Here is a 26,330-nt window from a genome sequence, read left to right on the forward strand (position 1 = left end):
GAATGCAGGTGGCAGCGGCGGTAGCCGGTGAAGGTTCGCAGGATATGAGAAGGAAATTCACAGATGGTCAAGCTGTTAGGTGGAAGCCTCACGAGAAGGACGAACTGCCGGATCACACGGGCTACGCCTTCGACCATTTCTATCTGGGCAGATCGTTCAGGAGGCGGCTTCGAATGTTTGCAACCGCCTCCCGTTGTTCAAGCAGATTTCCTTAGAATTCCTGCCAGCTGTCGGAGCCGCGGCCGTTTACGGCCTTGGCGACGCGAGCCGTCAGGCGATGAACCGCAGGCGTCTCGGCCTGGCGATCGGACGCGGCAGCGAGCCGCGCAGCAACCTGCCTGAGCTTGAACTGCGATACCAGTCTTGCGAGGTTCTGAGCTTCCGACGACAGCTTGTGCGTGGCAGCCGAGGTCTCTTCGACCATCGCGGCGTTCTGCTGCGTGACCTGGTCCATCTGGTTCACGGCCGTGTTCACTTCCGCAAGACCCGTCGACTGCTCCTGCGATGCGGTGGCGATGGATTGAATGCGCTCGTTGATCTCGACAACATAGTTCTCGATCTCGCCAAGGGCACTTCCGGTCTGTTCGACAAGCTGCACACCGGAGCCGACGCTTTCCGCCGACTTGTTGATAAGCGTCTTGATGTCTTTCGCGGCAGTCGCCGAACGCTGCGCGAGTTCTCGCACTTCCTGTGCGACGACAGCAAAGCCCTTGCCCGCCTCACCGGCGCGCGCTGCTTCGACGCCGGCGTTGAGCGCCAGCAGGTTCGTCTGGAAAGCGATCTCGTCAATGACGTTGATGATCTGCGTGATTTCCTGCGAGGCGTGCTGGATGGCTCCCATCGCCTCGATCGCGCTCGCAACGATGCGTGCGGATTCGCCGGCACGGTCTCTCGCATTAGAGACCATACGGCTCGCCTCCTTCGCCCGGTCCGTCGAGTTCTTCACCACGGCGGTGATTTCATCGAGTGCAGCAGAAGATTCCTCGAGAGCGGCAGCCTGCTGCTCGGTGCGCTTCGACAGGTTGTCGGAAGACGCCCGCAGTTCGGCGCTGTTGCCACTCAGCGTATCGCTTGCGGAACGAATGTCGGAGATGGTGTCCTGCAAGCGCGAGATCGTGTTGTTCACATTGCGCTGCAGCTGAGCAAAGACGCCCTTGAAATCGCCGTGCATGGTGTGCGTAAGGTCGCCGTCGGCCAGCAGGCTCACTACCCGGTTCGTTTCGCCGACGCCGATCTCGACGGAAGACACGAGTGCATTGACGTTGCGCGCGAAGGCGTCGAGGTTCTCATCGTCGTAGGTCTTGTCGATGCGGCGCGAGAAATCACCGTCGGCAGCCGACGACACGACCGTCGCGAGTCCGGCCTGAAGGTTGTCGCTCTTCTGACGCATTGCATTTTCCTGCGCATTCATGCGCTGCACTTCAATGCCGTTACGCTTGAACACCTCAACTGCGGCGGCCATGTCGCCGATCTCGTCCGGGCGGCCGACATACGGCACCTCGGTGGAATAGTCTCCATCGGCGAGCGACTTCATTGTCGCGGTCACGCGGCCGATCGGCCGGCTGACCTGATGCGTCGCGATATAGAAGGCAAGGCCGACACCGCCGAGGATACCGACGAAGGTCGCAAGGAGCGTGACGATCATGACGTTCTGCTGGAAAGAACGGAGGTCCTCGGTTACTTCCTGAAGACGAGCCTCGTCTGCGGCGACGATGTCGTCGATTTCTTTCTGGAACGACTTCCGGTTGGCGCGGTTCTCGTCGGTGTTGCCCTGCTTGCTAGCGGCAGCGGGACCTTCAGTTACGGCGAGCCGCGCGGTTTCCGTGCGAAGTACCGTGAACGCCTGCGCAGCTTGTTCGAGCTGTGCGAACTCGGTTTTCTCCCAGTCCGGAACAGCGGGTTTCCAGGTAGCAACAAGATCATTCATCTGGGCGAGCGACTTCGACGCACCATCGGCATAGGTCTGTGCAGCCTGGGTGGACTCGGCGGCGTAGGCGCCCCTGAGGTCCATGACGACTGCTGTCACCAGCCGGTTGAGCTTCTCGCCCATCTTGCTTCGCAGGGAAATGTTTTCCAGCGCACCGACGCGGTCGTCGTAGACATTGATTGTGTAGATGCCGATCGAGCCGATCAGCAGTGCGACGAGCGCCATGACGGCCACGATCGCGTAGATCTTGCCACGGATTCTCATATGAACTCCAGATATTTTCAGTTGGCGGAATGCAGCCGTCATGGCCAAAGGGGTACCCGTGCGTAACAGTCTAAAGTTTAACGGGGTCCAAACCTGCACCCATAGTTCTGATGAGTCAGATCTGCCATTTCAGCTGTGCGGGTAGAGCCTGAAGCAACAAATGAGACAGATGAGTAGAGACCGCCGAGTACCGCCACGTCAGACCATCTCCATATGAATATGGCGGCATGAGCTGGCATGAAATGGCGATGTATGTCTGAGCCAACCGGTCAGGCGTGCGCCCGGCAAAAAGCCTCGAACTCTCGGGCCGGCGCAGTGCGATGCCTTTCCTTGTGCCGCAGCAGCGTGAACCGCCGTGGTGGCAACTCGACGTCGAGCACGCGCAACTGGCCGTTCTCGACAAACGGCGTCACGATGGTCTCCGAGAGCGCCGTCACGCAGGTACCGCTGCGAACGGCCGACAACACCGCCTCATTGGATGGAAGAACAAGGGACACGTTGAGCGCGGCGGAATCCATGCCCATGCCACGAAGCGCCTGTTCAAGTACCGACCGTGTTCCCGATCCGGCCTCACGCATGATCCAGCATTCTCGCGCGAGGTCTTCGATGAGGACCTCATTTCGATTTGCGGCACCAGTCACCACCACCAGCCGATCGTTGGCGATGGTGGAACTGGAAAGTGCCGGTTCGTCCAGCGTCCCCTCGATGAAGCCGAGCTCCGCGTCACCACTGATTACCGCTGCTGCGACGGTCGAAGTGTTGCCGATCGTAAGATTGACGTTCACGCCCGGATAGGCTTGGGAGAACCCGAGAAGCAGCGGCGGCAGCCAATAATTGGCGATCGTCTGGCTTGCATGAACATCCAACTGTCCGGTGCTGAGATTACCCAACTCGGCAAGAACGGCCTCCGTCGTCTTCACGCGGGCGAGCGTTTCCTTTGCTTCGCGCAGAAACACCCTCCCCTCCCTGGTCAACCGGAGGCCGCGGCCAACGCGGTCGAAGAGCACGACGGAATAGAAGTTCTCAAGCGCCTTGATCGAGGCGCTGACTGCTGAGGGCGTCAGCCGCAGCGCAACGGCGGCCTGGGTCAGATGCTCACGTTCGGCGACCGCCACGAAAATGGTCAACTGTTCAAACGTCATGCGAAATCGTTCTCATTTTCAGAATAAACCATGCATTATTATTCGATAGATCGAAATGGAATGGAAGAATAGCCTTCAGATGCTGATTGCATTGGAGCTTTCATGTCGACCTTTTCGAAATTGCCGGAGATTGTTCCCGGCACAATTGCTGCTATCGCGGTAACTGTCGTGTCCCAACTCCTGGTCTTCGGAGAAAGAACCCTGACCGGTTTCGAGCTACTTGACGGGCTCGTGATTGCTATCCTGTTGGGCACCCTCTGGCATACAGTCTTTGGCCTGCGGCCGTCGTTGAAGCCCGGCGTTGCGTTTTCGAGCAAGGTTCTTCTGGAGTTTGCAATCGTGTCTCTCGGCGCTTCCGTGAGCGTCTCGACAGTCGCCGACGCTGGATCGAAGATGATCCTCGTTGTGGTCGGAACCGTGTTGTTGTCGCTGATGATAAGCTACGGCATATGCAGACTGCTTGGGCTGCATGACCAACTTGCCACGCTGGTCGCCTGTGGAAACTCGATTTGCGGGAACTCGGCCATTGTCGCCGCCGCTCCGGTGATCGGCGCGCGCTCCGACGACGTCGCTGCTTCGATCGCGTTTACGGCCGCGCTCGGGATCGTCGTCGTCCTCGTGCTGCCTCCCCTTTTTCCTGCCAGTCACCTCAGCGAATGGCAGTATGGCGTCTTGGCCGGCATGACGGTTTACGCGGTTCCGCAGGTGCTTGCCGCCACCGCGCCAATCGGGGCCGCAAGCGTGCAGATCGGCACTCTGGTGAAGCTGATGCGGGTGCTGATGCTGGGACCGGTCGTGCTGCTGTTGAGGCTGAAAAAGGGCAATCAGAGCGCAGCCCGACCGTCGCTCGCACATCTTGTGCCGTGGTTCATAGTCGGTTTCTTCGGGATGATGGTTCTACGCAGTCTCGACTTCATCCCAGCCACCGTTCTCACCATTACAAAGGCCGGATCGACCTACCTTACCATTGTCTCCATGGCGGCGCTCGGACTGTCCGTGAACATGAGAACCGTTTTCGCATCCGGCGGTCGCGTGCTTCTTGCCGGCATTCTCTCCATGTTGGCGCTTGCCACCATGAGTGTGGTTGGATTGATGATCCTGCATGCGAACTGAGCGATGCTAACGCACGCAGACGTTCCTGCCGCGCCCGATCCGTCCCGCCATGAAACAGCGTCCTATGCGCCTGTGGTCGCGGCACGACTCGTTAAGATAACGCCCTCAACATCATCGCCGCTCATCGCAACGTGCTTGCTTCCGCTCAGCTCGCCCCTAAATCTCAACGGATGGACACTGACCGAGTAGCTAGCTCTTCGGACACGATCAAAACTTCCGCGAAAAAGACCTTTCAACGGTTGACGCCCGCGATCGTTGGCGAAGTTGATCGCCTTCTCGCGGGGCGCACGCGCGATATACGCCTGAGCACCGATCTCGCCGAACTTTTCCGCGCCCGATCATGGTCGTCGACAGCGAAAATCATCCGCGCCTGGATGGCCTGGGTCATCGTTCTCGACGTGCTGACATTGGCCGTCAACGCAGTGCTGCTATCGCCCGGCTCGGTTGTTCCTATGCTGGCGCCGGCTTCGATCTTGCCTCCCGCCGCACTCGCGGTCGGCGCCGTATTCCTGAAGCAGCGCCCTCTGTGGATGCAGGGCGTCGCTATCCAGTTGGGCATGTTCCTGATCCTGCTGTCAGTCGCTCTGGTTGCCGTCAATGCCGGGGGCGAATATTACGAGCGACACCTGACGATCATGATCTTTGTCGCGGTGACGGCGATCATCATCTTTCCCATCCCCTTCAAATGGTCGATGTCGATCGCGGCTTTCGCGCTCGGCCTTTATCTGGTCTTCCAATTGCGAAATCCGGACATTGGAACAGGGAGTGCCCTTGCAGGCGCGCTGTTTTTCGCGAGCGGCGTGATTGCGACGCTGGTCGCCCGTCGAACGGCAAATATTCTGGCCCACAAGACATTCCTGTTTGAGCTGCGCGATCGCGCACGCCTCGCAGAACTGACGGATGCCAATTCGCGCCTGGAATTGCTTGCCCGAACCGATCCTCTCACTGGCATCGCCAATCGCAGATGGATGATGGAAACCCTCAACCGGGCCTGGAGCGAGGATCTTGAGCCGATGAAAGGTGTTGCAATCCTGATGTGCGACGTCGATCACTTCAAGCAGCTCAATGACAGCCTCGGCCACGGCGAAGGGGACCGCTGCCTGGTGAAGGTCGCAGGGATCATACAAAGCAGCCTGCGGGACGAGCATGATCACGTGGCGCGCTATGGTGGGGAGGAATTCCTCGTGCTTCTTCCGGACGCCGACGGACAGGATGCGTCAATCGTCGCCGAGAAGATAAGAAGCCGGGTGGAGGCTGCATCCTTGGCCAACCCGAGTTCCGCCCTTGGCCCTTATGTCACCGTCAGCATCGGCCTTGCCGCGTACAAACGTGGCGGCGAGCCCGTCTCGTCCGAGATGCTCCAGCGCCAAGCCGACAAGGCGTTGTATCTCGCGAAGAGAGCGGGTCGCAACCGCGTGGTTATGTATCCCGCCGATGCGCGAGAGATACAACGTTGATATCGTTTGTTTCTTCGGCAATTCCAGGCGTTGAATGCGGCTCTATCAGGACGAGAACCCCAATGGAGGTGTTCCATTTGCGCCCGGCACGTCCTGGGGAAATTCCAACAGACCTCTCGGTGGGTGGATGTCCGTCCGCCCGGCACGACGATCGGCTGCAAACTGGATGGCTTCGATCAGTTCGAGATCAAGGACCGGCTTTTGAAGGACGCCCAATGCGCCCGGAACGCCGCCTCTGAGAGCCCCTGGATCGCTGGTCATGAACAAGACGGTCACATCCGCCTCCGCCAATGTTCGCCCGACGATCGGGCCGGTGGGTCCACCCTCGAGATTCACGTCGACAAGTGCCATGTCCACGTGATCGGCGAGCAACAGGGCCTGATACATATTGCTGGCGATGCCAACAGCGTGGTGCCCAAGTTCCTCGACGGTATCTTGCAGATTGAGAGCGACCAAAGGCTGATCTTCTACTATTAATACATTGAAGGACATAGGTTTTCTCCGCTGGTTAAATCTTCTCCGTTGTGCTCCGGTTAGGAGGTAACACTTCGAACCCGACAGGTGTTCCGCAGAGCGAAAATGCGATATCGACCATGGTGAGCACCGCTGCGGCCTTGGAGCCGGAGATCATGATCGGGACAGTGACGATGCAGATGATCGCCCAAAGCGTGCACCCGGCGCCGACACCGAAGAAGGAGAAGGCATGCAACAACGCATGCCGCCTTATCAGCCAAGGCAGAAGAAGGCCAAGAATGATGCCTATCAGCCAGCTCATCTCGTCTCCTTCCGTAATCAAGCTCAGCGGAAGCACAATCATCGCTGACCCGAATTGTTCCCTTGCGAAACGGCGCAAAAGGACTGGAAGCATGGCAAAGCATGACCCAGCCAAAAGAGGCTGGATGGGCAACCATTTCGTGACGCAGACTTCTCGCTCCGATGATGGATTAATTTCACGAACCGTTCGACGAAGGCTCACAAAGGCTTGGCCGGCGCTCACCGCCGTTGTAGGGCTTCGTCGCGACTGATGTCTCGGCTAGGCGAACGGAAGATGGGACTGAAGAAATGAACGAGGCATCCCGTCAAACAGCAGTCACGCCATCCGCGCTGTCGGAGTCGGAGAAGAACGTCATTATCGCGGGCGTCCTTCTTTCCATGTTGCTCGCAGCGCTGGACCAGACGATCGTTGCTCCAGCCATGCCGACGATCGGAAAGGCACTTGGGCACGCCGAGTATCTTCCTTGGGTTGTGACAGCCTATCTTCTGACCGCGACCGCCATGGCGCCGCTCTATGGCAAGATTTCGGATGTGCGCGGACGGCGCCCAACCATCTTCGCCGCCATCATCATCTTTCTCATTGGATCGCTGATCAGTGCGCTTGCGCCGAATATGCTGATGCTGATCATCGGCCGCGCTGTCCAGGGTCTTGGCGGCGGCGGTTTGTTCGCGCTTTCGCAAACGGTCATCGGCGATCTGGTGCCGCCGCGCGAGCGCGCGAAATATGCGGCCTGGATCTCGGGAACATGGGCGGTGGCAAGCATCGCCGGACCGCTGTTGGGCGGCACCTTCGCTGAGCATTTCCATTGGTCCCTGATTTTTTGGATCAACCTCCCGCTCGGGCTGGTGGCGCTCGCGATCATCAACAATCCGCTGAAGAAGCTGCCGATCGCTGCGCACAAGCACCGCATAGATGCCGCCGGCGCCGTCCTCCTCGTGGTCGCGACCGCCGTCTTGCTGCTTGCGCTCAACTGGGGCGGCAGCCGCTATTCCTGGCTGTCCCCGACGATAATAGGATTGCTGGGCGCTTCCGCCGCCCTCTGGGCCGTATTCAGCTTGCGGCTGCGACGAGCGGTCGAACCACTGATCTCGCTGGAAGTTCTTGCCAATCCGATCGTACGGTACGGGACGCTATCGATGTTCGCGGCGCAGGCTGCCAACGTTGGCCTCTCGGTCTATCTTCCTGTCTACATGCAATCATTCCACGGCCTTTCCGCCGGTGGTTCAGGCGTTGCCATGCTTGGCCTGCTGCTCGGCACCGTTGTTGGAGCCACGGTCAGCGGCCGCAGCATCCCGCGTGTCACCCGCTACAAGATGATCGCCATTGCGGGCGCCCTTTTCAGCCTGATCTGCCTCGCTGCGCTGGCCTTCTTGGCTGGTCGGTCGTCGTTGCTTGTGCTTGAACTCCTGACCGTCGGTGCCGGCTTCGGGACCGGCATGACATTCCCGGTCGCCACCATTTCCGTCCAGAACGCGGTGGATCAGGCCCATCTCGGCGTCGCGACTGGTGTGCTGACGTTCCTGCGGTCACTTGGCGGTGCCCTGGGCGTTGCCATTCTTGGCGCCATCGCTCTCGGTAACGGACTGCCACTCGGCGGCGAAAGCTTGCAGGCATCAGGGGCGACTGCCACGTCGGCTGCGCCCTTCGCCTATATTTTCTTCGCCTGTACCGCAGCCATGGCGCTATCGCTCCTCGTGTTGCACCTCATGCCGGAAAAGCCTCTGCGGGGCCGCGCCGAGAACGATGTTCCGACCGTGGTCGAATGACTGCACGAACGCTTCGACCGGCTGCGGCCGGTCGGCTTGGTCCTCGCATTTGGCGCCATTGTCAGGCGGTCGTGGCCAGCAAGTCCTCAAGTGAGGCAACATCGACAAACGATCGCGCCGCTGTAGCGAGATCGCGATCCAAGGTCACCAAAACATCCGCCTGCAGCTGTGTCACGGCGATGTACTCGGCGCTATAGGTATCTTGCCAGTCAAGCTTGCTGGCGATCTCCCACGCGTGCCGCTGCAACACACGATCGCCAAGCAACCGAATTTGCAGTCCCCGAAGATAGTCGAGCTGAACATCAGCCTCCTTCTTCGCAAGCTCGCCGCTGCGAACTGCTGAGTAGAGCTGCGACAACACCTGGGAGCGCAAGAGGGTCGGAGCGACCAGGGCGTGGTCTACGGGCACCTCTGCCTTGTCCCTCGCCAATAGCAACGCGACATCGGCAGTTATCGCAAACCGTTTCTTCACTGGGCCCTCCTCCTGCAGTCAATCATCCGGCTGCGCGAATAATGCGTCAGCTAGCGTCGCGCTTAGATAATCCAACCTCTTCGCTTCAGCGATGCGCTATCCGGTGACCTCTAGATCAGAGCTTCAAGCGTCCCCGCGCCTGCCAGGAGAATAACCACAGTCCACGGAGGCATCTTCCAGACGACGAGAAGAAGCAGGCCGAGCAGAGCGAGGGCGAAATCCTTGGGCGACAACACCGCGCTGACCCAGACCGGGTTATAGAGCGCCGCCGCAAGCACTCCGACCACCGCGGCGTTGGCACCACTCATCGCTGCCCGGGCAAGCGGAAAGCGGTTCAATCCGCCCCAAAACGGCAGCGTTCCGACGAGTAGAAGGAAGCCCGGCAGAAAGATCGCAACAAGACAGATGGCAGCTCCAAGGACGCCATTCGGAGAAGGGTCCATGGCGGCTCCGAGGTAGGCCGCGAATGTGAAGAGCGGGCCAGGCACGGCCTGCGCGATGCCATAGCCTGCGAGGAACGAGTTATTGGAAATCCAGCCCTTTTGGACGGTTTCCGCCTCCAGAAGCGGGAGCACCACATGACCGCCCCCAAACACCAGCGAGCCCGAACGATAGAATGCGTCGAATAAGCTGATGGCCTGGAGATTGGCGTAGGAGGCGACGACGGGAAGCGCGATCAGCAGCGCAAAAAAAGCCACGAGGCAAATCGCGCCAACCCACCTCGATATGTTGAACGAAACACTTCCGCCCTGTCGCGAAGCGACTTGCCGACAGAGCAGAAGACCGAGAAATGCCCCGACGACAATCGCCGCCAATTGTCCAAAAACGCCGCCGAAGGTGACGGCAAACACGGCGACTATGGCAATTGCCGCGCGTGGCCGGTCAGGGGTGAGCGATTTCGCCATGCCCCACACCGCCTGCGCGACGACCGCGACCGCCACGAGTTTCAAACCATGAAGCAATCCCTGTCCGACGGGATTGTTGAATGCAGTCGCCGCCATCGCGAACACGACCAGGATAATTGCGGATGGGAGCGTGAACGCCGTCCATGCGGCAAGTGCGCCAAGTGGACCGGCGCGCATCAAGCCGAGGGCGAACCCAACCTGGCTCGATGCAGGACCCGGGAGAAACTGGCAAAGCGCGACGAGGTCTGCATATCCTCTCTCGTCCAGCCACTTTCTCCGGATGACCAGTTCATCTCGGAAATATCCAAGATGCGCGATCGGTCCGCCAAATGACGTCAAGCCAAGCTTGAGGAAGGCGCCGAACACTTCTCCAGGGTTTCCCGCGGCCGTCACTCGCTCACTCCGTATGCCATCAGTCTCCACCCGATCTCCTCTTTCGCTTGAGGCGGAGCTTATTCTTCGGCAGCGTGACACGATCATGACACCGCATGACATAGCTCGACCGGGAGCACCGCCCAATGATCTCAAGCAGTTCGCTCGAACCGGAGTATCCCCGCCACCTTGGGGCCTGCGCCGGTATCCGAAGGATGGGAGACGCCATCCGAGACGGGAACCTCCGCAAAATCGAAGGGACTGACACCTTCGATGCAAGCGACGTTGATACCGAACTGGCTCGTGTTCGAGCGGCGCTGATGGTGGGTATAGATCCCGCAGGTCTTGCAGAAATAGTGTTTAGCGGTGCCCGTATGAAATTGATAACGCGTCAGATTATCTTCGCCTTGGACAAATTCGATATCAGACAGGTCTGCCGAGGCGGCGATCGCACCCCGCATCCGGCAATAGGAGCACGTACAGCGACGGATGGTGTTGAATTCGTCCGCCAGCCGAACGCGGAACCTTACGGCACCGCAGTGGCATGCTGCATCATGCTGCTGTCTCTGATCGCTCATTACCGCCTCGCTCGTTTCAGCAATCATTAGCGAAGCCGAGCGCGCTCCACAATGCGGCGATAACTCGCGCGGCAATCCCCAAAACGGGGTTCGATTTGCCACGAATTGAATGTCACAATCCTGTTCGAATTGACGGCTAGATCGGCGAAAATCGGGAACGAGGATCAGCAGATGGCAGAAGAGAAGCCCCTGGATTTCGCAGGCGAGATCGTCGACTTCGACGCCGGGCATGGAGAAGCCGCCACCGTCGAGATGGACGACTATACCAGGAGCCTTGCGCAGGCCAAGGCGAAGTCGGTCAAGCTCGTCGACGCGATCACTGGCGCCACGCTGAAGAAAAAGGATGCGATCCACTTTGACGATATGCGCCCGTCGCTCGCGGATTTCATGCGTCAGAAACACCCCGGCCTTCGTTCGGACGACTACATCAGCCGCAAGGTGGTCGATGACTATCGCGGCCAGTACATTGCCGAACTTCTGCGCGACGAACGCGGCGAACTGTCGAACCTCGAAGACGAAGTCGTCGAAAGCCTGAAGAGCCACGACACGCTCGCAGAAAACATCGAAGAGGACTACGAGGAACATCGTTCGATCGGCGACCGCGTCGCTGATGTCGTCGCGACCTTCGGCGGCAGTTGGACCTTCATCATCTCCTTCTGCCTGTTCCTCGCCGTCTGGATGGGGATCAACATGGTGCTTGGCGAGAGGGAAGCGTTCGACGTCTATCCGTTCATCCTGCTGAATTTCATCCTCTCGACCATTGCCGCCCTTCAGGCGCCGATCATCATGATGAGCCAGCGGCGCCAGGAATCGAAGGATCGGTTGCGGGCCCTCAATGACTACAAGGTCAACCTCAAGGCCGAACTGGAAATCCGCCACCTGCATGAAAAGGTCGATCATCTGTTGAACCGGCAGTGGGAACGATTGACCGAGATCCAGCAGATCCAGATCGAGATGATGCTCGAACAGGCCAAAGCCGCCAATCGGGCATTGAAGATGAGCAAGGCGCAGAGGACCAAGACCAACGCGCTGAAGAACCTGTTCGGTACCCCCAAGGCGGATGAGGCCGACGAATAGGGGGACCAGCACAAAGCAAAATGCCAGGCCGCTGTGGCTCTCACGGGGCCTGGCATGAGGTGGTGCGGAGAAAGTCTTTCAGCTCTCTCAAACGGTCTGACGGCGGGCCAGACCGAGCGCGTGGTAAAGAACGATCGCTCCGATGGTCGCGGTGCCGATCCCATCAAGCGTAAAGCCCGCGACATCGAGCTTGAAGTTGCCGGCACCCAAGACCAATGCGACGCCGACGGTGATGAGATTGCGCGGCTCGGCGAAATCCACCTTGTTTTCGACCCAAATGCGGCCTGCGGTGGCGGCAATCAGGCCGAAGACGACGATCGACAGGCCGCCGAGAACCGGCCCCGGAATGGTCTGGATGAGCGCACCGAACTTCGGCGAGAACCCGAGAAGAATTGCGACGCAGGCCGCGACCAGGAAGACAAGCGTCGAGAAAATCCGCGTGACTGCCATGACGCCCATGTTCTCCGCGTAAGTGGTCATGCCCGTACCACCGAAGAAGCCCGAGAACATCGTTGCCAGACCATCGCCGATGAAGGCTCGGCCGAGATAGGGATCGAGATTACGCCCCGTCATGGCGCCGATTGCCTTGATGTGTCCGAGGTTCTCCGCAACGAGGATGACGACGACAGGCGCAATCAGAGTGATCGCGGATGCCGAAAACACCGGCGAGGTGAAGTGTGGCAGGCCGAACCAGCTGGCGGCGGTAACGCCCGAAAAATCAACCGGCGTTCCGAAACCGAAGCCGTTCGCGAGTACCAGGTAGGCGACATAGGCGAGCGCCCCGCCGAGGAGGATCGGCAGGCGACGCGTCATTCCCGGCGCATAGACGGCGATTAGGCCGACCGCGGCAACCGTCAGCAGTGCCACCCAACGCGACAGCTGGCTGCCATCCGGGCTCGCGGCCCCCGTGCCGGAGGCGCTGGAAATCGCGATCGGCGCGAGTACAAGCCCGATCGCAGCCACGATCGCGCCGGTCAGAACCGGCGGCATCAGCCGCTCGATCCAGCGGTGTCCGGCGAGCATCGTGATGACGCCGATCAGGGTGTAGAGAGCGCCGGCGGCGATGATGCCGCCGAGCGCCAGAGCGATGTTCGGATTGGGAGCGCCTGCCGAGGCGGCCGTCGCAACAAGAACCGGGCCGATGAAAGCGAAGGACGAGCCGAGATAGCTCGGCACGCGACCGCCAACAGCAATAAAGAAAATTAGGGTCGAAATGCCGGAAAACAGGATCGAGACATTCGGATCGAATCCCATGATCATCGGGGCAAGCACGGTCGAGCCGAACATCGCCACGACGTGCTGGAAACCAAGCACGACCGTCTGTGCCGCCGGCAACCGCTCGTCGGGCTGAATGCGCCCTTCCGTCTTCAGCCGCCAACGCGGAAAATACCCACCCGTTTCGCTCATCGCTCGTCCCGTTTCTTTTGATTTCACCACACGACCTTCAGGATTTCCGATAGGTCGGAGGAGTAAATTGAATTGTGATCGCCCGAATACTTGCTCGACGGCGACCGCCGGCCCTCGTATCGGGCACCAACGCCGTCGATACTGCGAACCGTTGCTGCTGTCATGGCCATCGGACGGCTTTCCACAACACTCAGAAGTAATTCCGGGCTTTGTCTTGCCGAGACTGGCAATCCTACCAATTTGCTTGGCGTATCTCTGTTGGTGTCCGTAGCCGGTGCCACGCCGCCGTTCACAAGAATTCGATGTGACGGCGAAAGCAATGTCGGAATAAGTAGAACTCATCCGCCACATGAAAAAGGACCGTGTCCATGCTTCCCCCCAAAGCCTCTCTCGCCCTCCTGTCTATCTTCGCCTTTGCCCTGGCCGGCACCGCATCGGCGCAGATGCCGCCTCAACAGCCGGATTCCAGGAGCTTCAAGGTCGGCTCACTCGACGTCGTCGCACTCCATGACGCCCAATTCGTGAGGCCAAACGACAACAAGATATTCGGCGTCGGCCACACGCCGGAGGAAGTCGCCGACGTGCTCAAGGCAGCAGGCGCTCCGACGGATACGGTGACGCTCAGCGTCGACGCGCTGCTGGTAAAGGAGCCGAAGAAACTGATCCTCATTGATACGGGCGTGGGTGGCGCGCTCCAGCAGTCTCTGTCTCAGGCCGGCTACAAGCCCGAAGACGTGACCGACATCTTGATTACGCATTCGCACCCGGACCACATGGGCGGCCTCGTCAAGGACGGCAAGCTGGCCTTCCCCAGGGCCACCATTCGCATGTCCGCGGCGGAGTGGACGTTTGCCAAGAAGAACGATCAGCTTGCAAGCATCGTCAAAGTGATCGACGGCCACGTGAAGACATTCAAGCCCGGCGCCGAGGTCGCTTCCGGCATAACCTCGGTCGGATTGAAGGGCCATACGCCGGGTCACGTCGGCTATCAGATCGTATCGGACAAGGAAAAGCTGTTCGACATCGGCGATACCGTACACAGCTCCATCATTTCTCTCGCGAAGCCCGAATGGCCCGTCGGTTTCGACGGTGACGCGACCGGCGGGGAAAAGAACCGCGTCGAGACCTTGAAGAAGCTCGCCCAGACGAACGAACTAATCTTTGCGCCGCATTTTCCGTTTCCGGGTGTCGGCCACATCCAGGCCGACGGCGACCACTTCAAGTGGGAGCCGACCCTGAGCTCCGGAAAGTAAGCAACACCGACGCGGCGCACATTCTGCTGCCGCGTCGCCATTCTAGAAGCGATTGTTCACACCGATCTTGAAGCGTTCGATCTCGTCGGATTCTTCGTACGCAATCGGAACGGCATAGTCGACGCGCAGCGCTCCAAAGGGAGAATCCCAGATTAGGCCGACGCCGACGGAGGCACGGATGGAGCCGCTGGTACCTTCAGCCACATCCGATCCCAGGACATCGACCTTGTTCGCAAACAGTGTGCCCGCATCGGCGAAGAAGGCACCACGCAAGCCGAAGTCGCGAGAAACGGCGGGCAATGGAAAGGTGACTTCGGAAGAGGCATAGAAATAGCTTGTCCCGCCAAGCGTCTGGTCGTCGACACCAGCAATCCGTGGGCCAATCCCTCCCTTTTCGAAACCGCGAATCTCATTTCCACCAAGGGTGAACTGGTCGAACGTGTTCAGGCTGTCGCCGAAGGCGAACATCTGTCCGCCGCCCAACGTGAGCGAGCCGACGAGATCGGCGTCCTCGTTGAGGAGCTGATAGTAGCGCAGCTTCCCGCTGATCTTGTAGTATTCCGAGTCACCGCCAAGCCCGGCGACCTCTTGCGTCAGCGTGGCATAAACGCCCCCATGCGGCTGCTTCGCATCATCAAGTGAATCGAAGGTGAGCGTGTTGGAGATGGCGGACTTGACCCATGGGCCATCGTCCACCAGATGGGCATAGGTTGCCGAAAGGTCGTCACTGTCGCCGCTGTAGTTCAGCCGAGTTACGCTATAGCGGAAGGTGGACGCCAGATCATCCGTGATCGGTGCAGTGATACGGAACGTCGCTCCCGCCTGATCCACATCGTAGTCGTCGTACGAGCTCTGCGAGTAATTAAGGTCGAAACCTGCGGCCAGGTGATATCCGAGAAAGTAGGGTTCGGTGAAAGCAAGGCTGTAGTTGCGATCATCGTCGTCATCCCAGCCCCCGCTTGCCGCAAGTTTGATGTACTGGCCTCGCCCGAGGCTTCGAGAACGGGCCCGCTCGAGCTAGCGCCCGCGCCAATACCGAAACTCCCCGTCGAGTCGTCCTCGACGTCGACCGTGACGACAACCCGCTCCGACGCGCTGCCGGCGGAGGTCGAGATGCTCACCGATTTGAAGTAACCTAGCGCCTCCAGCCGGCGCTTGGTCTTGTCCATGAGCTGCTGGTTATAGGGATCGCCCTCGCTGACGTCGAATTCACGCCGTATTACATAGTCTCTGGTTCGGCTGTTCCCGCGAATGACGATGCGCTCGATGTAGAGCCGCTCGGCCTCGTCGATCTGGAACTCGACTTCGATCTCTTTGGTCGAGATGTTATGCGTCACTCTTGGGCGAACGCGTGCGAACGAAAAGCCACGATTGGTTGCCGCGTCGGAGAGTGTTTCGACGGCTTTTTGCAGTTTCTTTTCGCTATAGGCCGCGCCGCTCTCGAGCCCCGTCAGCTTGTCGACGGAGAGCTCGTCCAGACCGTGAACGGTCGAGGAGATCGTGACCGGTCCGAAGCGATATCGCGAGCCTTCGACCAACCTGAATTTCAACGTGTAGCTTTTATCCGCCGCATCGAAAACGGCGTCCGCAGCGGTGACCTGAAAGTCCGCGTACCCCTGGTCGACATAGAACTTGCGGAGAGCGTCCTTGTCGGCGGCCAGTCTCTCCTCGCCGTAAACGTCCTTGCGTGTCAGGAAGGACAGGAAGTTCGACTTCTTGGTGCTGATGACGGCCGCGAGCCTGGAACTGCTGTAGGCGGTGTTTCCTTCGAAATCGACCGACTTGATCTTTGTCCGCTCGCTTTCGTCGATCACGAAGGCAATGTTGACGAAATCGTCGGCGACCGGAACTTGCTGCACATGGATCTGGACATCGTCGCGTCCGATTGCAGCGTAGGCTGCCTTCACGGCGGCGATATCGGCATCGAGCTGCGGCTTCGAATAGGGTGACGATGCCTTGGTCTTGACGACGCCCGCGAGCTTGTCATCCTTGATCTTGCGATTGCCGTTAAACACAATCTGGTTCACCATCTTCGTCTCCTTCACGGAAACGATGAGGCTGCCGCCCGAGACGAGAATATTGACCGTCTCGAACTGACCGACCGAATAGAGGCGCTTGACTGATGCATCGATCTCGGCACCGTCGAACTCCCTGTTGCGCGAGATCGTCAGGTTCGCCTCGATGAATTCCTTCGAAACCCTGTGGGCGCCGTGGATTTCAATGTCGTGCACTTCGGCCGCGTAGGCCGGCAGAGAGCCGAGCGCCGCGGTCCAGAATGCGAGCGCGCTTGCCCGCCCTCCAGCAATGACTCTGGATCGAAATGACATGCTTGAACTTTCACGATAGGCAGGCCGAGCGGCCGCGTTGAGACAGTGGAATTGAGCCGATGGCCGCCCGGCTATTGCCGATCGGTGTCGATACGCGCTGTCAGGGCCGCGCTCCGATCGAGAGCTTGCGGAAAGCCTTCCAGTGAAAGCGGAAAGGTGACTTGGCGGCCCTCGACCGTTGCCGAAAACAACTGCACTTTCAGTGTTCTCGCCCGCCGCATAGCGCGCATAAAATCCGCGTCGATCTCAAAATGCGAGATGCAGCCGGCAGGTACGCAGGTCTCGATTTTCAAGCGACGCAAGTCCTCCGCATCATCGATCTGCAGCGAACTGTCGCGATCAACAGCCATGCCGAGCGGCATGACGATGGTTCCTTCGCCGGGCCCATGCGAAGGCATCTCAAGCTCGAGCGAAAGGATACTCTGGTTCGTCTTCATGTTGAGAAGTTGCTGCTGCAGGATGCATCGCGTTTCGCCGTCTGTCTCAACGCATGAAACGCGCCAATCGTAGTAGTCCTCCTGCCTTTGGGACACTACGCTCTGCGGTCGCTCAAGACCGACCGAATAGGTCTTCGCCGGCTCGGCGAAGGTTGTGGCCATCCCTATCGCCAGTAACGTGAACTCGAACATCTCGGCACCTCATTAGCCCGGAAGGGCGCTATCTGATACGAAGAGAAACCGAACGTCCGTAGCGACGCCCAAGCCCTCGCAGATCGGCGGGGATCTGTGTTTTCGAAATCCCGTAGCACCGCGTCGAGAATCCGGCGGGCGCGTTACGAATTATTTCCCGTCTGTCATTTTTGATGGTTGGCGCTGGCGAGACGCCTTTTCTCCCCTTGGAATCCGATTGATTGTAGGATTGACAAGAACCCGTTCGTCCTAGGCACATTCGTAGTGTTCAAGCCAAAGGAGAAGACCATGCCAGGCACAGTTCGACTTCACCGCGTTTTGACGACCAGCCCCGACAAGATCTATAGAGCATTTCTGGAACCGGATGCGCTGGCCAAATGGCTTCCGCCGAACGGCTTTGCCTGCACGGTGCATCATCTGGAGGCGGCGGTCGGCGGCACCCACAGGATTTCCTTCCGAAACTTTACGACCGGCAACAGCCACGCATTCGGCGGCAGCTATCTCGAGCTCGTTCCCGGCCAGACGCTTCGCTACACCGACAAGTTCGACGATCCCAACTTGCCCGGCGAAATGGAGGTTACCGTTACGCTCAAGAAAGTCTCGGTCGGAACGGAACTTGAAATCGTCCAGGCCGGCATCCCCGACGTGATCCCGCCGGAGGCATGCTATCTCGGCTGGCAGGAGTCGCTGCGCAACCTGGCACGCCTTGTCGAACCGGAGATCAACCAATAGCCCGCCTGCGGGAACGCCGTGCGAGCACCCTCCGCAATCCCACTTTCCCAAATTTGCGGCATGCATAGAATGCTTGCCGCAAGTCCGCATAGAGGCAGAACTGGAAACCGAGATCCGAGTTGTTCGCCAACGCGTTTTCTCGCAGGCAGTGTTGATGAAGATAGCCACCTACAACATCAACGGCATCAACGGCAGGCTTCCCGTTCTGCTGCGCTGGCTCGGCGAAGCCTCACCCGACATCGTCTGCCTGCAGGAGCTGAAGGCTCCCGATGAAAAGTTTCCGGTCAAGGCGCTTGAATCTGTCGGTTACGGAGCGGTCTGGCATGGTCAACGATCCTGGAATGGCGTCGCAATCCTTGCCAAAGGCGCAACGCCCATTCTCACCCGGCGGGGGCTTCCCGGCGATCCCGATGATACGCATAGCAGATACATCGAGGCGGCGATCGAAGGGATCCTGGTGGGGTGCCTCTACCTGCCAAACGGCAATCCGTGGCCCGGACCCAAATTCGAATACAAGCTCAGCTGGTTTCGTCGGCTCAACGCATACGCAGGCGAACTCCTCGACCTTGGTGTGCCCATCGTCCTGGCCGGCGACTACAATGTCATGCCGACAGATATCGACGTCTACGATCCCAAACGATGGCGCGACGATGCACTTTTTCGCATCGAGGTGCGTAAGGCATATAGGGGGCTGGTCGACCAGGGTTGGACCGACGCTCTCAGAAGCCTCAAGGGAGACAAACGCGTCTACACATTCTGGAAGTATTTCCGAAACGCGTTCGCCCGCGACGCAGGCCTGCGGATCGATCACTTCCTACTCAGCCCGACCGTTGCCGAGCGCCTGAAGGCAGCAGGCGTCGATAAGGATGTGCGCGCGTGGGAACATACCAGCGATCATGCTCCCGTATGGATTGAACTTGGCGACGTTGATGGCAGTTGAGCCCGGTCGGTTATTTTCTGTCAGAACCCAACTGCGTTACATCTGCTTTCCGTCCTCCAACCAACGCACGTCCTCAGGCGACAGGCGAATGGCTGAAGCTGCCAGACTGTGCCGCAATTCGCCGAGATTTGCCGGCCCGATCAGGGGGATAACCGGCCATGGCTGGTGGAGAACATAGGCAAGGGCAATCTGGATCGGATCCTTGCCGAGGCGGCGCCCAAGTTCTTCGGCGCGCGCCTTGCGCTGAAAATTCAGATCCGAGTACCAGGCTCGCGCCAGATCTTTGTCCGAGAGTTTTTCAGGCCCTGCTCTGTCGGTAAAGAAGCCGCGCGCCTGGCTGGACCAGGCGAAGTTGACGACCTTGCGCTCCTTCAGCCATTGCTTCCAGCCGCTATCCGAAGAGGCGATACATCCCGGCCAGACCGGATCGACCATTTCCGCCAGTGAGAAGTTGTTGGAAAGGACGCTCGGCCTCGTCTTTCCGGTACGTTCAGCATAGTCGATCGCCTGATCCATGCGTTCACGCGTCCAGTTCGACCCACCGATAGGACCGCGGATTCGTCCCGCCCTGACTTCGGCGTCCATCGCATCGACAAATTCGCCAACCGGTATGTCGGGATTGTCGCGGTGCATGAAATAAACGTCGACATAGTCGGTCTGCATCCGCTCAAGGCTGGTGGTAAGCTGTTTCGCGATAACATCCGGATAGCAGAGAGGAGAGTGGGCACCCTTTTCGATGATCACGACGTCGTTTCGGACACCGCGACTGCGGACCCATTCGCCGATCAGACGGTCTTGCGTCCCGCCACCGTACTGGAAGGCTGAATCGATAAGATTGCCACCTGCCTCGAAGAACGCGTCGAGAGCGATCGAAGCTGCCGGGAAGGTTGAAAAGAGCATCATGCCGAGCGCCAGCATCGATGTCTCCTTGTCGATGCCCGGAATATGTCCTTGAGGAACGATCTGCTCCCCGCGCCGAAGGGTTTCACCCGTGATCGTCCTGGTCCGAACCGCGGGTGTTTCCAAGGCATATTCAAGCCCGATACCAGCGCGCCATTTGTCCATGACCTTGAGGTTGCCAAGCGTGTCGGCCGCCGTCATGCCGGGATAGGCGAACTCGCGCCGCCCTGCCCTTATTGCCTGCCCCGCAGCGTCGACTTCGAACGAGTAGACGTGCCGAGGCTCCTCTACCGGAATATCCCTGCGTAACCCACTCGCATCTGATAACCGGATGACGGCGGTGCCGCCCTGTTTGCCTGCGGCAAACCAAAAATGATCGATCTCGATCGCCCCCGCAGTCCCGAAAACGCGAAGAACATTGTCCTGAGCGAGCGCGACCGAGCAGGCGAGTTCGGCGACGATGCCATTCGGGAAACGCAAGATTGCGGCACTCCACTCGTCGACCCCAGTCGAGCCGAGATGGCCAACAGCGAAAACCTGATCGGGTTCCAGAATGCCGCCGGCATGGCCAACGCCAGCGATCAACCGAGCCATCGAAACGGGATAACCGCCTACATCGAGGATACCGCCGCCGGCGAGGTCGTTGGCATAGAGCCGGTGATCCTTGTCAAACGGCTTCGCAAAACCGAAGCTTGACTTGATCATCCGGACCTCGCCGATCGCCTTGTCGCTCAGGAGTTCGATCAGCTTCAGAGTCAATGGATGGAGCCGATACATGTAGGCTTCGCCGAGAAATGTCCCGGCGGCCCGCGCGGCGGTTTGCATCGCATCTGCTTCTGCGGCGGATAGGCCGAGCGGCTTCTCGCAAAGCACGTGCTTTCCGGCCTTTGCCGCCTTGATCGCCCATTCCGCATGGGTCGGGTGCGGCGTCGAGATGTAGACGGCGTCTACGCTTTCATCCGCCAACAGTGCCTCGTAGCCGCGGAGTATGCGAGCGCCCGGAAAGCGTTCTGCGAGGCCGGCCTTATCGGGATTGCGGGTCGCAATCGCCTCCACGCGCCCTGTTCGCGACTGGGCAACGCCAGCAAAGAAGTCATCGGCGATCCGGCCGGGGCCAAGGATGCCCCAGCGAACTTTGTTCTCATCGGTCATAGTGCTTTCCTGCCTGTCGGCCCCGGCCACTGCCGCCGGTAGCGTGTTCTATCTAAGCTCGATCACCGCGCAGCCGTAGCCATCGAGTGCGAGCACACCGTCCACCGCTCTTCCGGAATCGAGGAGACTGACGCCAGCGGGGACCTGCGCGAGCTCCGCGTGCTGATCGGTGTAATTCTGAATGAAGAGCAGGCGTCGCTCGGCGTTCATACGCATTGTCACTTCGACGCCTGCAGGCAGATCGGCGACAAGCGCCTCCACTCCGGCTTCGGCAAACAGGCGTTCCGACAGCGCCGCCGTCAGATCGGGCGTCAGATAGGTTCCGAGATAGACGACGCGACCCTTGCCCACGCTCCTGGACGTTGCCATCGGCACACCATCGGCATAGCGGTTCGACCAGACGGCGATCGGCTCCACATCGCTGTCGATAGCCAGGTTTTCGTAAAAGTGCCCAGCGGTCAGTTCGCGGTTGCCAATCTTGAAGCGACGCTCACGCCTATGAGATTCAGCCGGTCTGTTCGGAGGAACCACGAGACCGCCGGATCGCTCCATGACGTCGAACAACCCCTTGGCGCCGGGCGCCGCGAGTCTGCCGAAATCCTCAACCCGCACACCCGTCAGCCTGCTCAGCGACGTACCCGGCGCAGTCTCCCGGATGACGTGATTGTTCTCATCACGCGTTCCCGTGCGGGCGCCGATCACCACGGTTCCACCCTGCTCCGCGAAAGCCTTCAATCGCTCGGTCCAACTATCCTTCCACATTACCCAATGCGGAACGTAAAGCAGCTTGAGCTTTGAAAGATCATCCTCGGGATGGATGAACCCGCAGGCTATCCCGCGATCGTAGCAGTACTGATGCAACAAGACCGCGTCGTCCTGCGGACTTGGCAGCCCGATCGAATAGGTCTTGTGGGCTTCCTGGTTGTCGAAATCCGATCCCGCGATGCCGACGTCCATGCGCACGTAGGTGCCGAGGATCTTATCCTGCAACGCGGTCATTTCAGTCGCGAACTGGGTGGCCTCTTCGTAGCGATGACGCGCAACGTCGTCATGATCGATGATCCCCATCCAGTAAATCTCGGCGCCGAAATGCGCCGGTCGCCAGCGGAAGAACATCAACCCGTCGGCGCCGCGCGCAACGGACGACATCGCCATGCGTCGCATTTCTCCAGGCTCCGGCGTCAGGGTGCAAAAGCCTGGCTGGCTGCCAAATCCGGACTGTTGCTCGGGGATGATGTAATTGCCGGAGAAGCCGCGGCAGATGTCCAAGTGAAGCGCCTGGACCTTGGCATGGTTGCCGATGCGCTGAAACTCGTCATAGAGCATGGGATAGATGTCGTAGCCGACGAAATCGAGATCGGTCGTGAACTGTCCTCGAAAGTCGATGTCGCGCAAGCCGCCTAGATTGTGGAATATGAACCACGACGGTTTGACGGCGCGAAGTATCTCGACCTGATCGTGCTGAAAACGAGCCGTCGCGAAAGCCAGGAAGCGATGGTAGTCCTGCATGTGTCCTGGGCTCGGAAAGGTCGGGCCGAAGTCGATCGGCAGCACCACGTGGTCGAAACTCTGATAAGCGGTTGCCCAGAAATCTCCACCCCATGCATGATTGAGCTTGTCGATCGTCCCGTATTTCTCGGCGAGGAAAAGTTGAAACTCGCTCAGCGTCGCCTTCGAGAAACTTTCGGGCATGCTGGTGTTGAGTTCGTTGTCTGTCTGCCAACCGACCACGTGGGGATTGCCACGGTAGTGATCGGCCATCGCCTTGGTGATGCGCCGGCTGTGCTCTCGCAGGACAGGACTTGCCGTATCGCAATGCTGGCGCGATCCATGGCTCATTGGCCGTCCCTTGCCATCCACCCGCAGGACGTCTGGATGAGCGACGGTCAGCCAGCGTGGCGGCGTGGCGGTCGGGGTGCACATGATCGTGTCGATGCCGCGCCTCGCGAGGACCGCGATCGCCCTGTCGAACAGGTCGAAATCGAAGCGGCCAAGTTCCGGCTCCAATATGTGCCAGGCGAATTCGGCCATTCTGACCACGTTGAAGCCGGCTTTGGCCATGCGCTCGGCATCTCGTTCCCAGTAGGTTTCGTCCACATGCTCTGGATAGTGTGGAACGCCAACGAGAAACCTGTCGGTCTTGATCGGCTTCCAGGCGGATAGGGTCGCAGATTTCTGTTCAGACACGGTCGTCAATCCTGATATCATTTGTCGATGATTGCCTTGCGGGCGCTGATCGTGCGTCCGCCGTCAGGCGCGAAGAGATAGAGTTCAGCGGGGTCGAGCTTCAGCGTCACCGATTGGTCGTGCTTGAAGGGCGCGACATAGCTGAGTTGAACAGTGATGTTGCCGGTGCCGCTTTCGGAAGCGACCGTCCTGAGGTCGCCGGCATCCACATAGAGGATCGTTTCCCGTCCGAGATGTTCAACGAGACGGATTACGCCGCTGAGCGCACCGGCCGCACCGTCGGTCACGACCGAGATGTTTTCCGGGCGCACGCCGAGCGTCACCGTCATGCCTTTTTGCAGCGGTCCCGGATGTGACAACTCAACCGTGACCGGCGCCAGACCGGGCGCGGACACGCGCGCGGCACGACCGGAAACCTCGTCGACGGTTACGGATAGAAAGTTCATTCTCGGAGCGCCGAGAAAACCGGCCACGAACAGATTGTCCGGATTGCGATAGAGCTCCAGCGGCGATCCGACCTGTTCGATCACGCCCTGGTTTAGCACCACGATGCGACTCGCCATCGTCATCGCCTCGACCTGATCATGCGTTACGTAGACCATGGTCGCACCAAGCTCGGCATGCAGACTGGAGAGCTCCACGCGCATCTGTGTGCGCAATGCCGCGTCGAGGTTGGACAAAGGTTCGTCGAACAGGAAGACATCAGGTGAGCGTGTAATCGCCCGGCCGATCGCGACGCGCTGGCGCTGCCCACCGGACAGTTGCTTCGGCCTCTTCTCCAGTTGATCCGTGATCCGCAGGATTCGAGCGGCGCGCTCAACCGCCGCATCGATCTCGGCCTTGGGGCGCTTCGCCATACGAAGACCAAAGCCCATGTTTTCGGCCACGGTCATATGCGGATAGAGGGCGTAGGACTGAAACACCATGGCGATGCCGCGATCGCCGGGCTCCTCCCGGCTGACGTCACGTCCGTCGATGAGGATCTGACCTGACGTAATCCCTTCCAGGCCCGCGATCGTCTTGAGCAAAGTGGACTTGCCGCAGCCGGATGGACCGACCATGACGATGAACTCACCTTCCTCGACAGCGAGGTCAATCCCGCGCAGCGCGTGGTAGGCACCGTAACTCTTGTTTATCTGTCGCAGTTCGAGGCTGGTCATGCTTCCTGGCTCTCTGCTTTTGAAGGTTTGGTTTCGAAATAGCCGGCGGTGTTCATCCCTTGACCGCTCCCATCGTCAGGCCGGCGATGAAGTGCCGCTGCATAAGGAAGAACATCACCACGGGCGGCACGGCGACGACGATCGTGCCGGCGGAAATGAGGTTCCAGGCCGAGACCCACTCGCCGCGGAGGTTGGCAAGGCCCGCTGTCACCGGCTTGACGGAGTCACTCACTGTCAGCACCACGGCCCAGAAGTAGTCGTTCCAGATGAAAGTGAAGAGCAGGATGGCGAGCGCCGCCAGAGCCGGTCGCACGAGCGGCACCGCGACGTGGATGAGCGTCTGGAAGGGCGTTGCACCCTCGGCCCGTGCCGCCTGGAACAACTCGTCGGGAAGTGCTGCGATGAAGTTGCGCATAAAGAGCGTCGCAAATCCTGTCTGAAAAGCAACGTGGAAGATGATCAGCGCCGTTGTCGTATCGATCAGATCGAGCCGCACCATCAGGTCACGCACGGGGATCATCATGATCTGGTGCGGCAGAAAATTGCCGCCGACGAACAGGGCAAAAATCACCATGTTGCCGGGAAAACGATAGCGTGAAAGGACGTAGCCCGAGAGCGTGCTCAACACCAGGACTCCAAGGACTGACGGTATGGTGATCGTCAGGCTGTTGATGAAATACCGGGTCATCGGCGTCTGGGTGAAGACAGCCTTGTAGTTGTCGATCAGGCCGAACTCGGTCGGCCATCCCCACAGGTTGCCGCCCATGACGTCGGCCGTCGAGCGAAAGGACGTCATGATGATCGCGAAAAGCGGGCAGAGCCAAAGAAGCAGAACGACCAGCACAAGAAGAAGATAGAACCGGCGGCGCCAGATGGCCGCCTCTGGAATTGGACGAGGATACATCAGCCACCCCTCTCTTCCGTTCGGATGATCCGCGACAGGTACCAGATGATGAATGCCGCCATGATCACGAACAGGACCGATGCGATGGCCGCGCCATATCCGAACCGATAGGAAAAGATCGACTGTTCGAACATCTGGTATGCAAGGACCGACGAGGAGCCGAACGGGCCGCCGCGTGTCATCACCGACACCATGTCGAAGGACCGGAGCGCACCGACGACGGTCACAGCGATCGCGATGAAGGAGACCTGCGTAAGTTGCGGGAGAACGATATGCCAGAGCATGTTCCATCCCCGCGCGCCATCGACGCGTCCCGCCCCGATAAGCTCTTCGCTAAGATTGTTGAGGCCGGCGAGGTAGAGGACCATGCAGAAAGTGACCTGAGGCCAGAGCGCCGCTATGACGATAGCGACGGTCACGAAATGCTCGTCCGAAAGCACTGCGGGGGCAACCGCTCCGAAGGCCTTGAAGATCAGCGCGAGAAGTCCGAACTCCGGCGTGTAGACCCAGGTGAAGACCACACCGACGGTGACGGACGCGAGAACGAGCGGAATGAAGAACAGCGACTTCAGAAAGCGCATGCCGCGGATCTTCTGATTGACGAGCAATGCGATCGCCAATCCAAGCGGCGGCGCCGCCATGAACATTACGAGCCAGATCAGGTTGTTTTCAAGTGACGTGTAGAACTGCGGGTCATTGTAAAGCTCGACGTAATTGCCGAACCCGATCCATGTCATCGGCCCAAAGCCGTCCCAATCGTGGAGACTGATCCAAAGACTTCTGACGGCCGACAGAAGGATGACCGTGAAGAACAGGATAGTAGCAGGAGCGATAAGCAAAGTCGGGGTGAGCCACCAACGCTGGCGGCGCCATAACATCAACATTGTCCGG

22 protein-coding genes and 1 pseudogene are annotated in these 26,330 nt (G+C 59.5%); 7 read left to right on the top strand and 16 right to left on the bottom strand.

What is annotated here, in order from left to right; translation table 11 throughout:
• Positions 1 to 211: 211 nt before the first annotated feature.
• Both ASE04_RS15365 and ASE04_RS15370 read right to left on the bottom strand, forming a co-directional pair.
• Entirely contained in the window at positions 212 to 2,191 is a 1,980-nt protein-coding gene (locus ASE04_RS15365; RefSeq protein ID WP_056818692.1) for a methyl-accepting chemotaxis protein, read from the bottom strand.
• Positions 2,192 to 2,460: 269 nt separating this feature from the next.
• Positions 2,461 to 3,333, bottom strand: coding sequence for a LysR family transcriptional regulator (locus ASE04_RS15370; RefSeq protein WP_056818696.1), 873 nt, complete (start codon positions 3,331 to 3,333; stop codon positions 2,461 to 2,463).
• Between the two features lie 102 nt (positions 3,334 to 3,435).
• On the opposite strand from ASE04_RS15370, the gene ASE04_RS15375 reads away from it, so the two are divergent.
• Together ASE04_RS15375 and ASE04_RS15380 are read left to right on the top strand one after the other, a co-directional pair.
• On the top strand, positions 3,436 to 4,446 hold the full coding sequence (locus ASE04_RS15375) for a YeiH family protein (RefSeq protein ID WP_056818698.1): 1,011 nt from the start codon (positions 3,436 to 3,438) through the stop codon (positions 4,444 to 4,446).
• A 170-nt stretch (positions 4,447 to 4,616) separates the two neighbouring features.
• The gene (locus ASE04_RS15380) at positions 4,617 to 5,903 is read left to right on the top strand and encodes a GGDEF domain-containing protein (protein WP_056818700.1); all 1,287 of its coding nucleotides are present in this window, start codon (positions 4,617 to 4,619) and stop codon (positions 5,901 to 5,903) included.
• Positions 5,904 to 5,948: 45 nt separating this feature from the next.
• Here ASE04_RS15380 and ASE04_RS30120 read toward each other — a convergent pair whose 3' ends face one another.
• Positions 5,949 to 6,395: a response regulator gene (locus tag ASE04_RS30120; RefSeq protein ID WP_082597359.1), complete on the bottom strand. Its 447-nt coding sequence runs from the start codon at positions 6,393 to 6,395 to the stop codon at positions 5,949 to 5,951.
• A gap of 16 nt (positions 6,396 to 6,411) precedes the next feature.
• Positions 6,412 to 6,678, bottom strand: coding sequence for a hypothetical protein (locus ASE04_RS15390; protein ID WP_156408803.1), 267 nt, complete (start codon positions 6,676 to 6,678; stop codon positions 6,412 to 6,414).
• A 287-nt stretch (positions 6,679 to 6,965) separates the two neighbouring features.
• Here ASE04_RS15390 and ASE04_RS15395 point away from each other — a divergent pair, with 287 nt between their 5' ends.
• On the top strand, positions 6,966 to 8,444 hold the full coding sequence (locus tag ASE04_RS15395; protein ID WP_056818707.1) for an MDR family MFS transporter: 1,479 nt from the start codon (positions 6,966 to 6,968) through the stop codon (positions 8,442 to 8,444).
• Between the two features lie 61 nt (positions 8,445 to 8,505).
• Here ASE04_RS15395 and ASE04_RS15400 read toward each other — a convergent pair whose 3' ends face one another.
• The 3 genes from ASE04_RS15400 to ASE04_RS15410 form a co-directional block, all read right to left on the bottom strand.
• Entirely contained in the window at positions 8,506 to 8,916 is a 411-nt protein-coding gene (locus ASE04_RS15400; protein WP_056818710.1) for a type II toxin-antitoxin system VapC family toxin, read from the bottom strand.
• Between the two features lie 110 nt (positions 8,917 to 9,026).
• Positions 9,027 to 10,214, bottom strand: coding sequence for a chromate efflux transporter (chrA, locus tag ASE04_RS15405; protein WP_244490419.1), 1,188 nt, complete (start codon positions 10,212 to 10,214; stop codon positions 9,027 to 9,029).
• Between the two features lie 131 nt (positions 10,215 to 10,345).
• The gene (locus tag ASE04_RS15410; protein WP_056819114.1) at positions 10,346 to 10,771 is read right to left on the bottom strand and encodes a GFA family protein; all 426 of its coding nucleotides are present in this window, start codon (positions 10,769 to 10,771) and stop codon (positions 10,346 to 10,348) included.
• A 171-nt stretch (positions 10,772 to 10,942) separates the two neighbouring features.
• Here ASE04_RS15410 and ASE04_RS15415 point away from each other — a divergent pair, with 171 nt between their 5' ends.
• A complete protein-coding gene (locus ASE04_RS15415; RefSeq protein ID WP_056819116.1) occupies positions 10,943 to 11,848 on the top strand; it encodes a DUF1003 domain-containing protein in 906 nt (301 codons plus the stop codon).
• An 87-nt stretch (positions 11,849 to 11,935) separates the two neighbouring features.
• Here the strand turns inward: ASE04_RS15415 and ASE04_RS15420 are convergent, their stop codons facing one another.
• Both ASE04_RS15420 and ASE04_RS30735 read right to left on the bottom strand, forming a co-directional pair.
• Positions 11,936 to 13,255 carry a solute carrier family 23 protein gene (locus tag ASE04_RS15420; RefSeq protein WP_056818715.1) on the bottom strand — a complete coding sequence of 440 codons (1,320 nt, stop codon included), beginning with the start codon at positions 13,253 to 13,255 and terminating at the stop codon, positions 11,936 to 11,938.
• Positions 13,256 to 13,278: 23 nt separating this feature from the next.
• Complete coding sequence (locus tag ASE04_RS30735) at positions 13,279 to 13,425, bottom strand: hypothetical protein (RefSeq protein ID WP_156408804.1); 147 nt, start codon at positions 13,423 to 13,425, stop codon at positions 13,279 to 13,281.
• A 198-nt stretch (positions 13,426 to 13,623) separates the two neighbouring features.
• Between ASE04_RS30735 and ASE04_RS15425 the strand changes: the two genes are divergently transcribed.
• Positions 13,624 to 14,508, top strand: a complete 885-nt coding sequence (locus ASE04_RS15425; protein ID WP_056818717.1) for an MBL fold metallo-hydrolase — start codon at positions 13,624 to 13,626, stop codon at positions 14,506 to 14,508.
• A gap of 42 nt (positions 14,509 to 14,550) precedes the next feature.
• On the opposite strand, the pseudogene bamA reads toward ASE04_RS15425, so the two are convergent.
• Positions 14,551 to 16,835 (bottom strand): annotated as a pseudogene (gene bamA / locus ASE04_RS15430) (outer membrane protein assembly factor BamA).
• Between the two features lie 71 nt (positions 16,836 to 16,906).
• A complete protein-coding gene (locus ASE04_RS15435) occupies positions 16,907 to 17,434 on the bottom strand; it encodes an invasion associated locus B family protein (protein WP_056818719.1) in 528 nt (175 codons plus the stop codon).
• A gap of 318 nt (positions 17,435 to 17,752) precedes the next feature.
• Here ASE04_RS15435 and ASE04_RS15440 point away from each other — a divergent pair, with 318 nt between their 5' ends.
• Positions 17,753 to 18,196: an SRPBCC family protein gene (locus tag ASE04_RS15440; RefSeq protein ID WP_056818721.1), complete on the top strand. Its 444-nt coding sequence runs from the start codon at positions 17,753 to 17,755 to the stop codon at positions 18,194 to 18,196.
• A 154-nt stretch (positions 18,197 to 18,350) separates the two neighbouring features.
• Positions 18,351 to 19,136 (top strand): exodeoxyribonuclease III, encoded by a 786-nt coding sequence (gene xth, locus ASE04_RS15445; protein ID WP_056818724.1) that lies wholly within the window; start codon positions 18,351 to 18,353, stop codon positions 19,134 to 19,136.
• Positions 19,137 to 19,172: 36 nt separating this feature from the next.
• Here xth and ASE04_RS15450 read toward each other — a convergent pair whose 3' ends face one another.
• Genes ASE04_RS15450 through ASE04_RS15470 form a run of 5 tightly spaced genes read right to left on the bottom strand, consistent with a single transcriptional unit; the run spans position 19,173 to position 26,323 of the window.
• Complete coding sequence (locus tag ASE04_RS15450; RefSeq protein WP_056818726.1) at positions 19,173 to 21,188, bottom strand: aldo/keto reductase; 2,016 nt, start codon at positions 21,186 to 21,188, stop codon at positions 19,173 to 19,175.
• A gap of 48 nt (positions 21,189 to 21,236) precedes the next feature.
• Complete coding sequence (locus ASE04_RS15455; protein ID WP_056818728.1) at positions 21,237 to 23,396, bottom strand: beta-galactosidase; 2,160 nt, start codon at positions 23,394 to 23,396, stop codon at positions 21,237 to 21,239.
• A complete protein-coding gene (locus tag ASE04_RS15460; protein WP_056818729.1) occupies positions 23,393 to 24,535 on the bottom strand; it encodes an ABC transporter ATP-binding protein in 1,143 nt (380 codons plus the stop codon). Before ASE04_RS15460 ends, ASE04_RS15455 begins: the two co-directional genes overlap by 4 nt.
• A gap of 52 nt (positions 24,536 to 24,587) precedes the next feature.
• Positions 24,588 to 25,439 carry a carbohydrate ABC transporter permease gene (locus tag ASE04_RS15465; protein ID WP_056818731.1) on the bottom strand — a complete coding sequence of 284 codons (852 nt, stop codon included), beginning with the start codon at positions 25,437 to 25,439 and terminating at the stop codon, positions 24,588 to 24,590.
• Positions 25,439 to 26,323 carry a carbohydrate ABC transporter permease gene (locus ASE04_RS15470; protein ID WP_056818733.1) on the bottom strand — a complete coding sequence of 295 codons (885 nt, stop codon included), beginning with the start codon at positions 26,321 to 26,323 and terminating at the stop codon, positions 25,439 to 25,441. The genes ASE04_RS15465 and ASE04_RS15470 overlap by 1 nt, the downstream gene beginning before the upstream one ends.
• Positions 26,324 to 26,330 lie beyond the last annotated feature (7 nt).

This window comes from Rhizobium sp. Root708 (genome assembly GCF_001429725.1).
Lineage (GTDB): Bacteria > Pseudomonadota > Alphaproteobacteria > Rhizobiales > Rhizobiaceae > Rhizobium.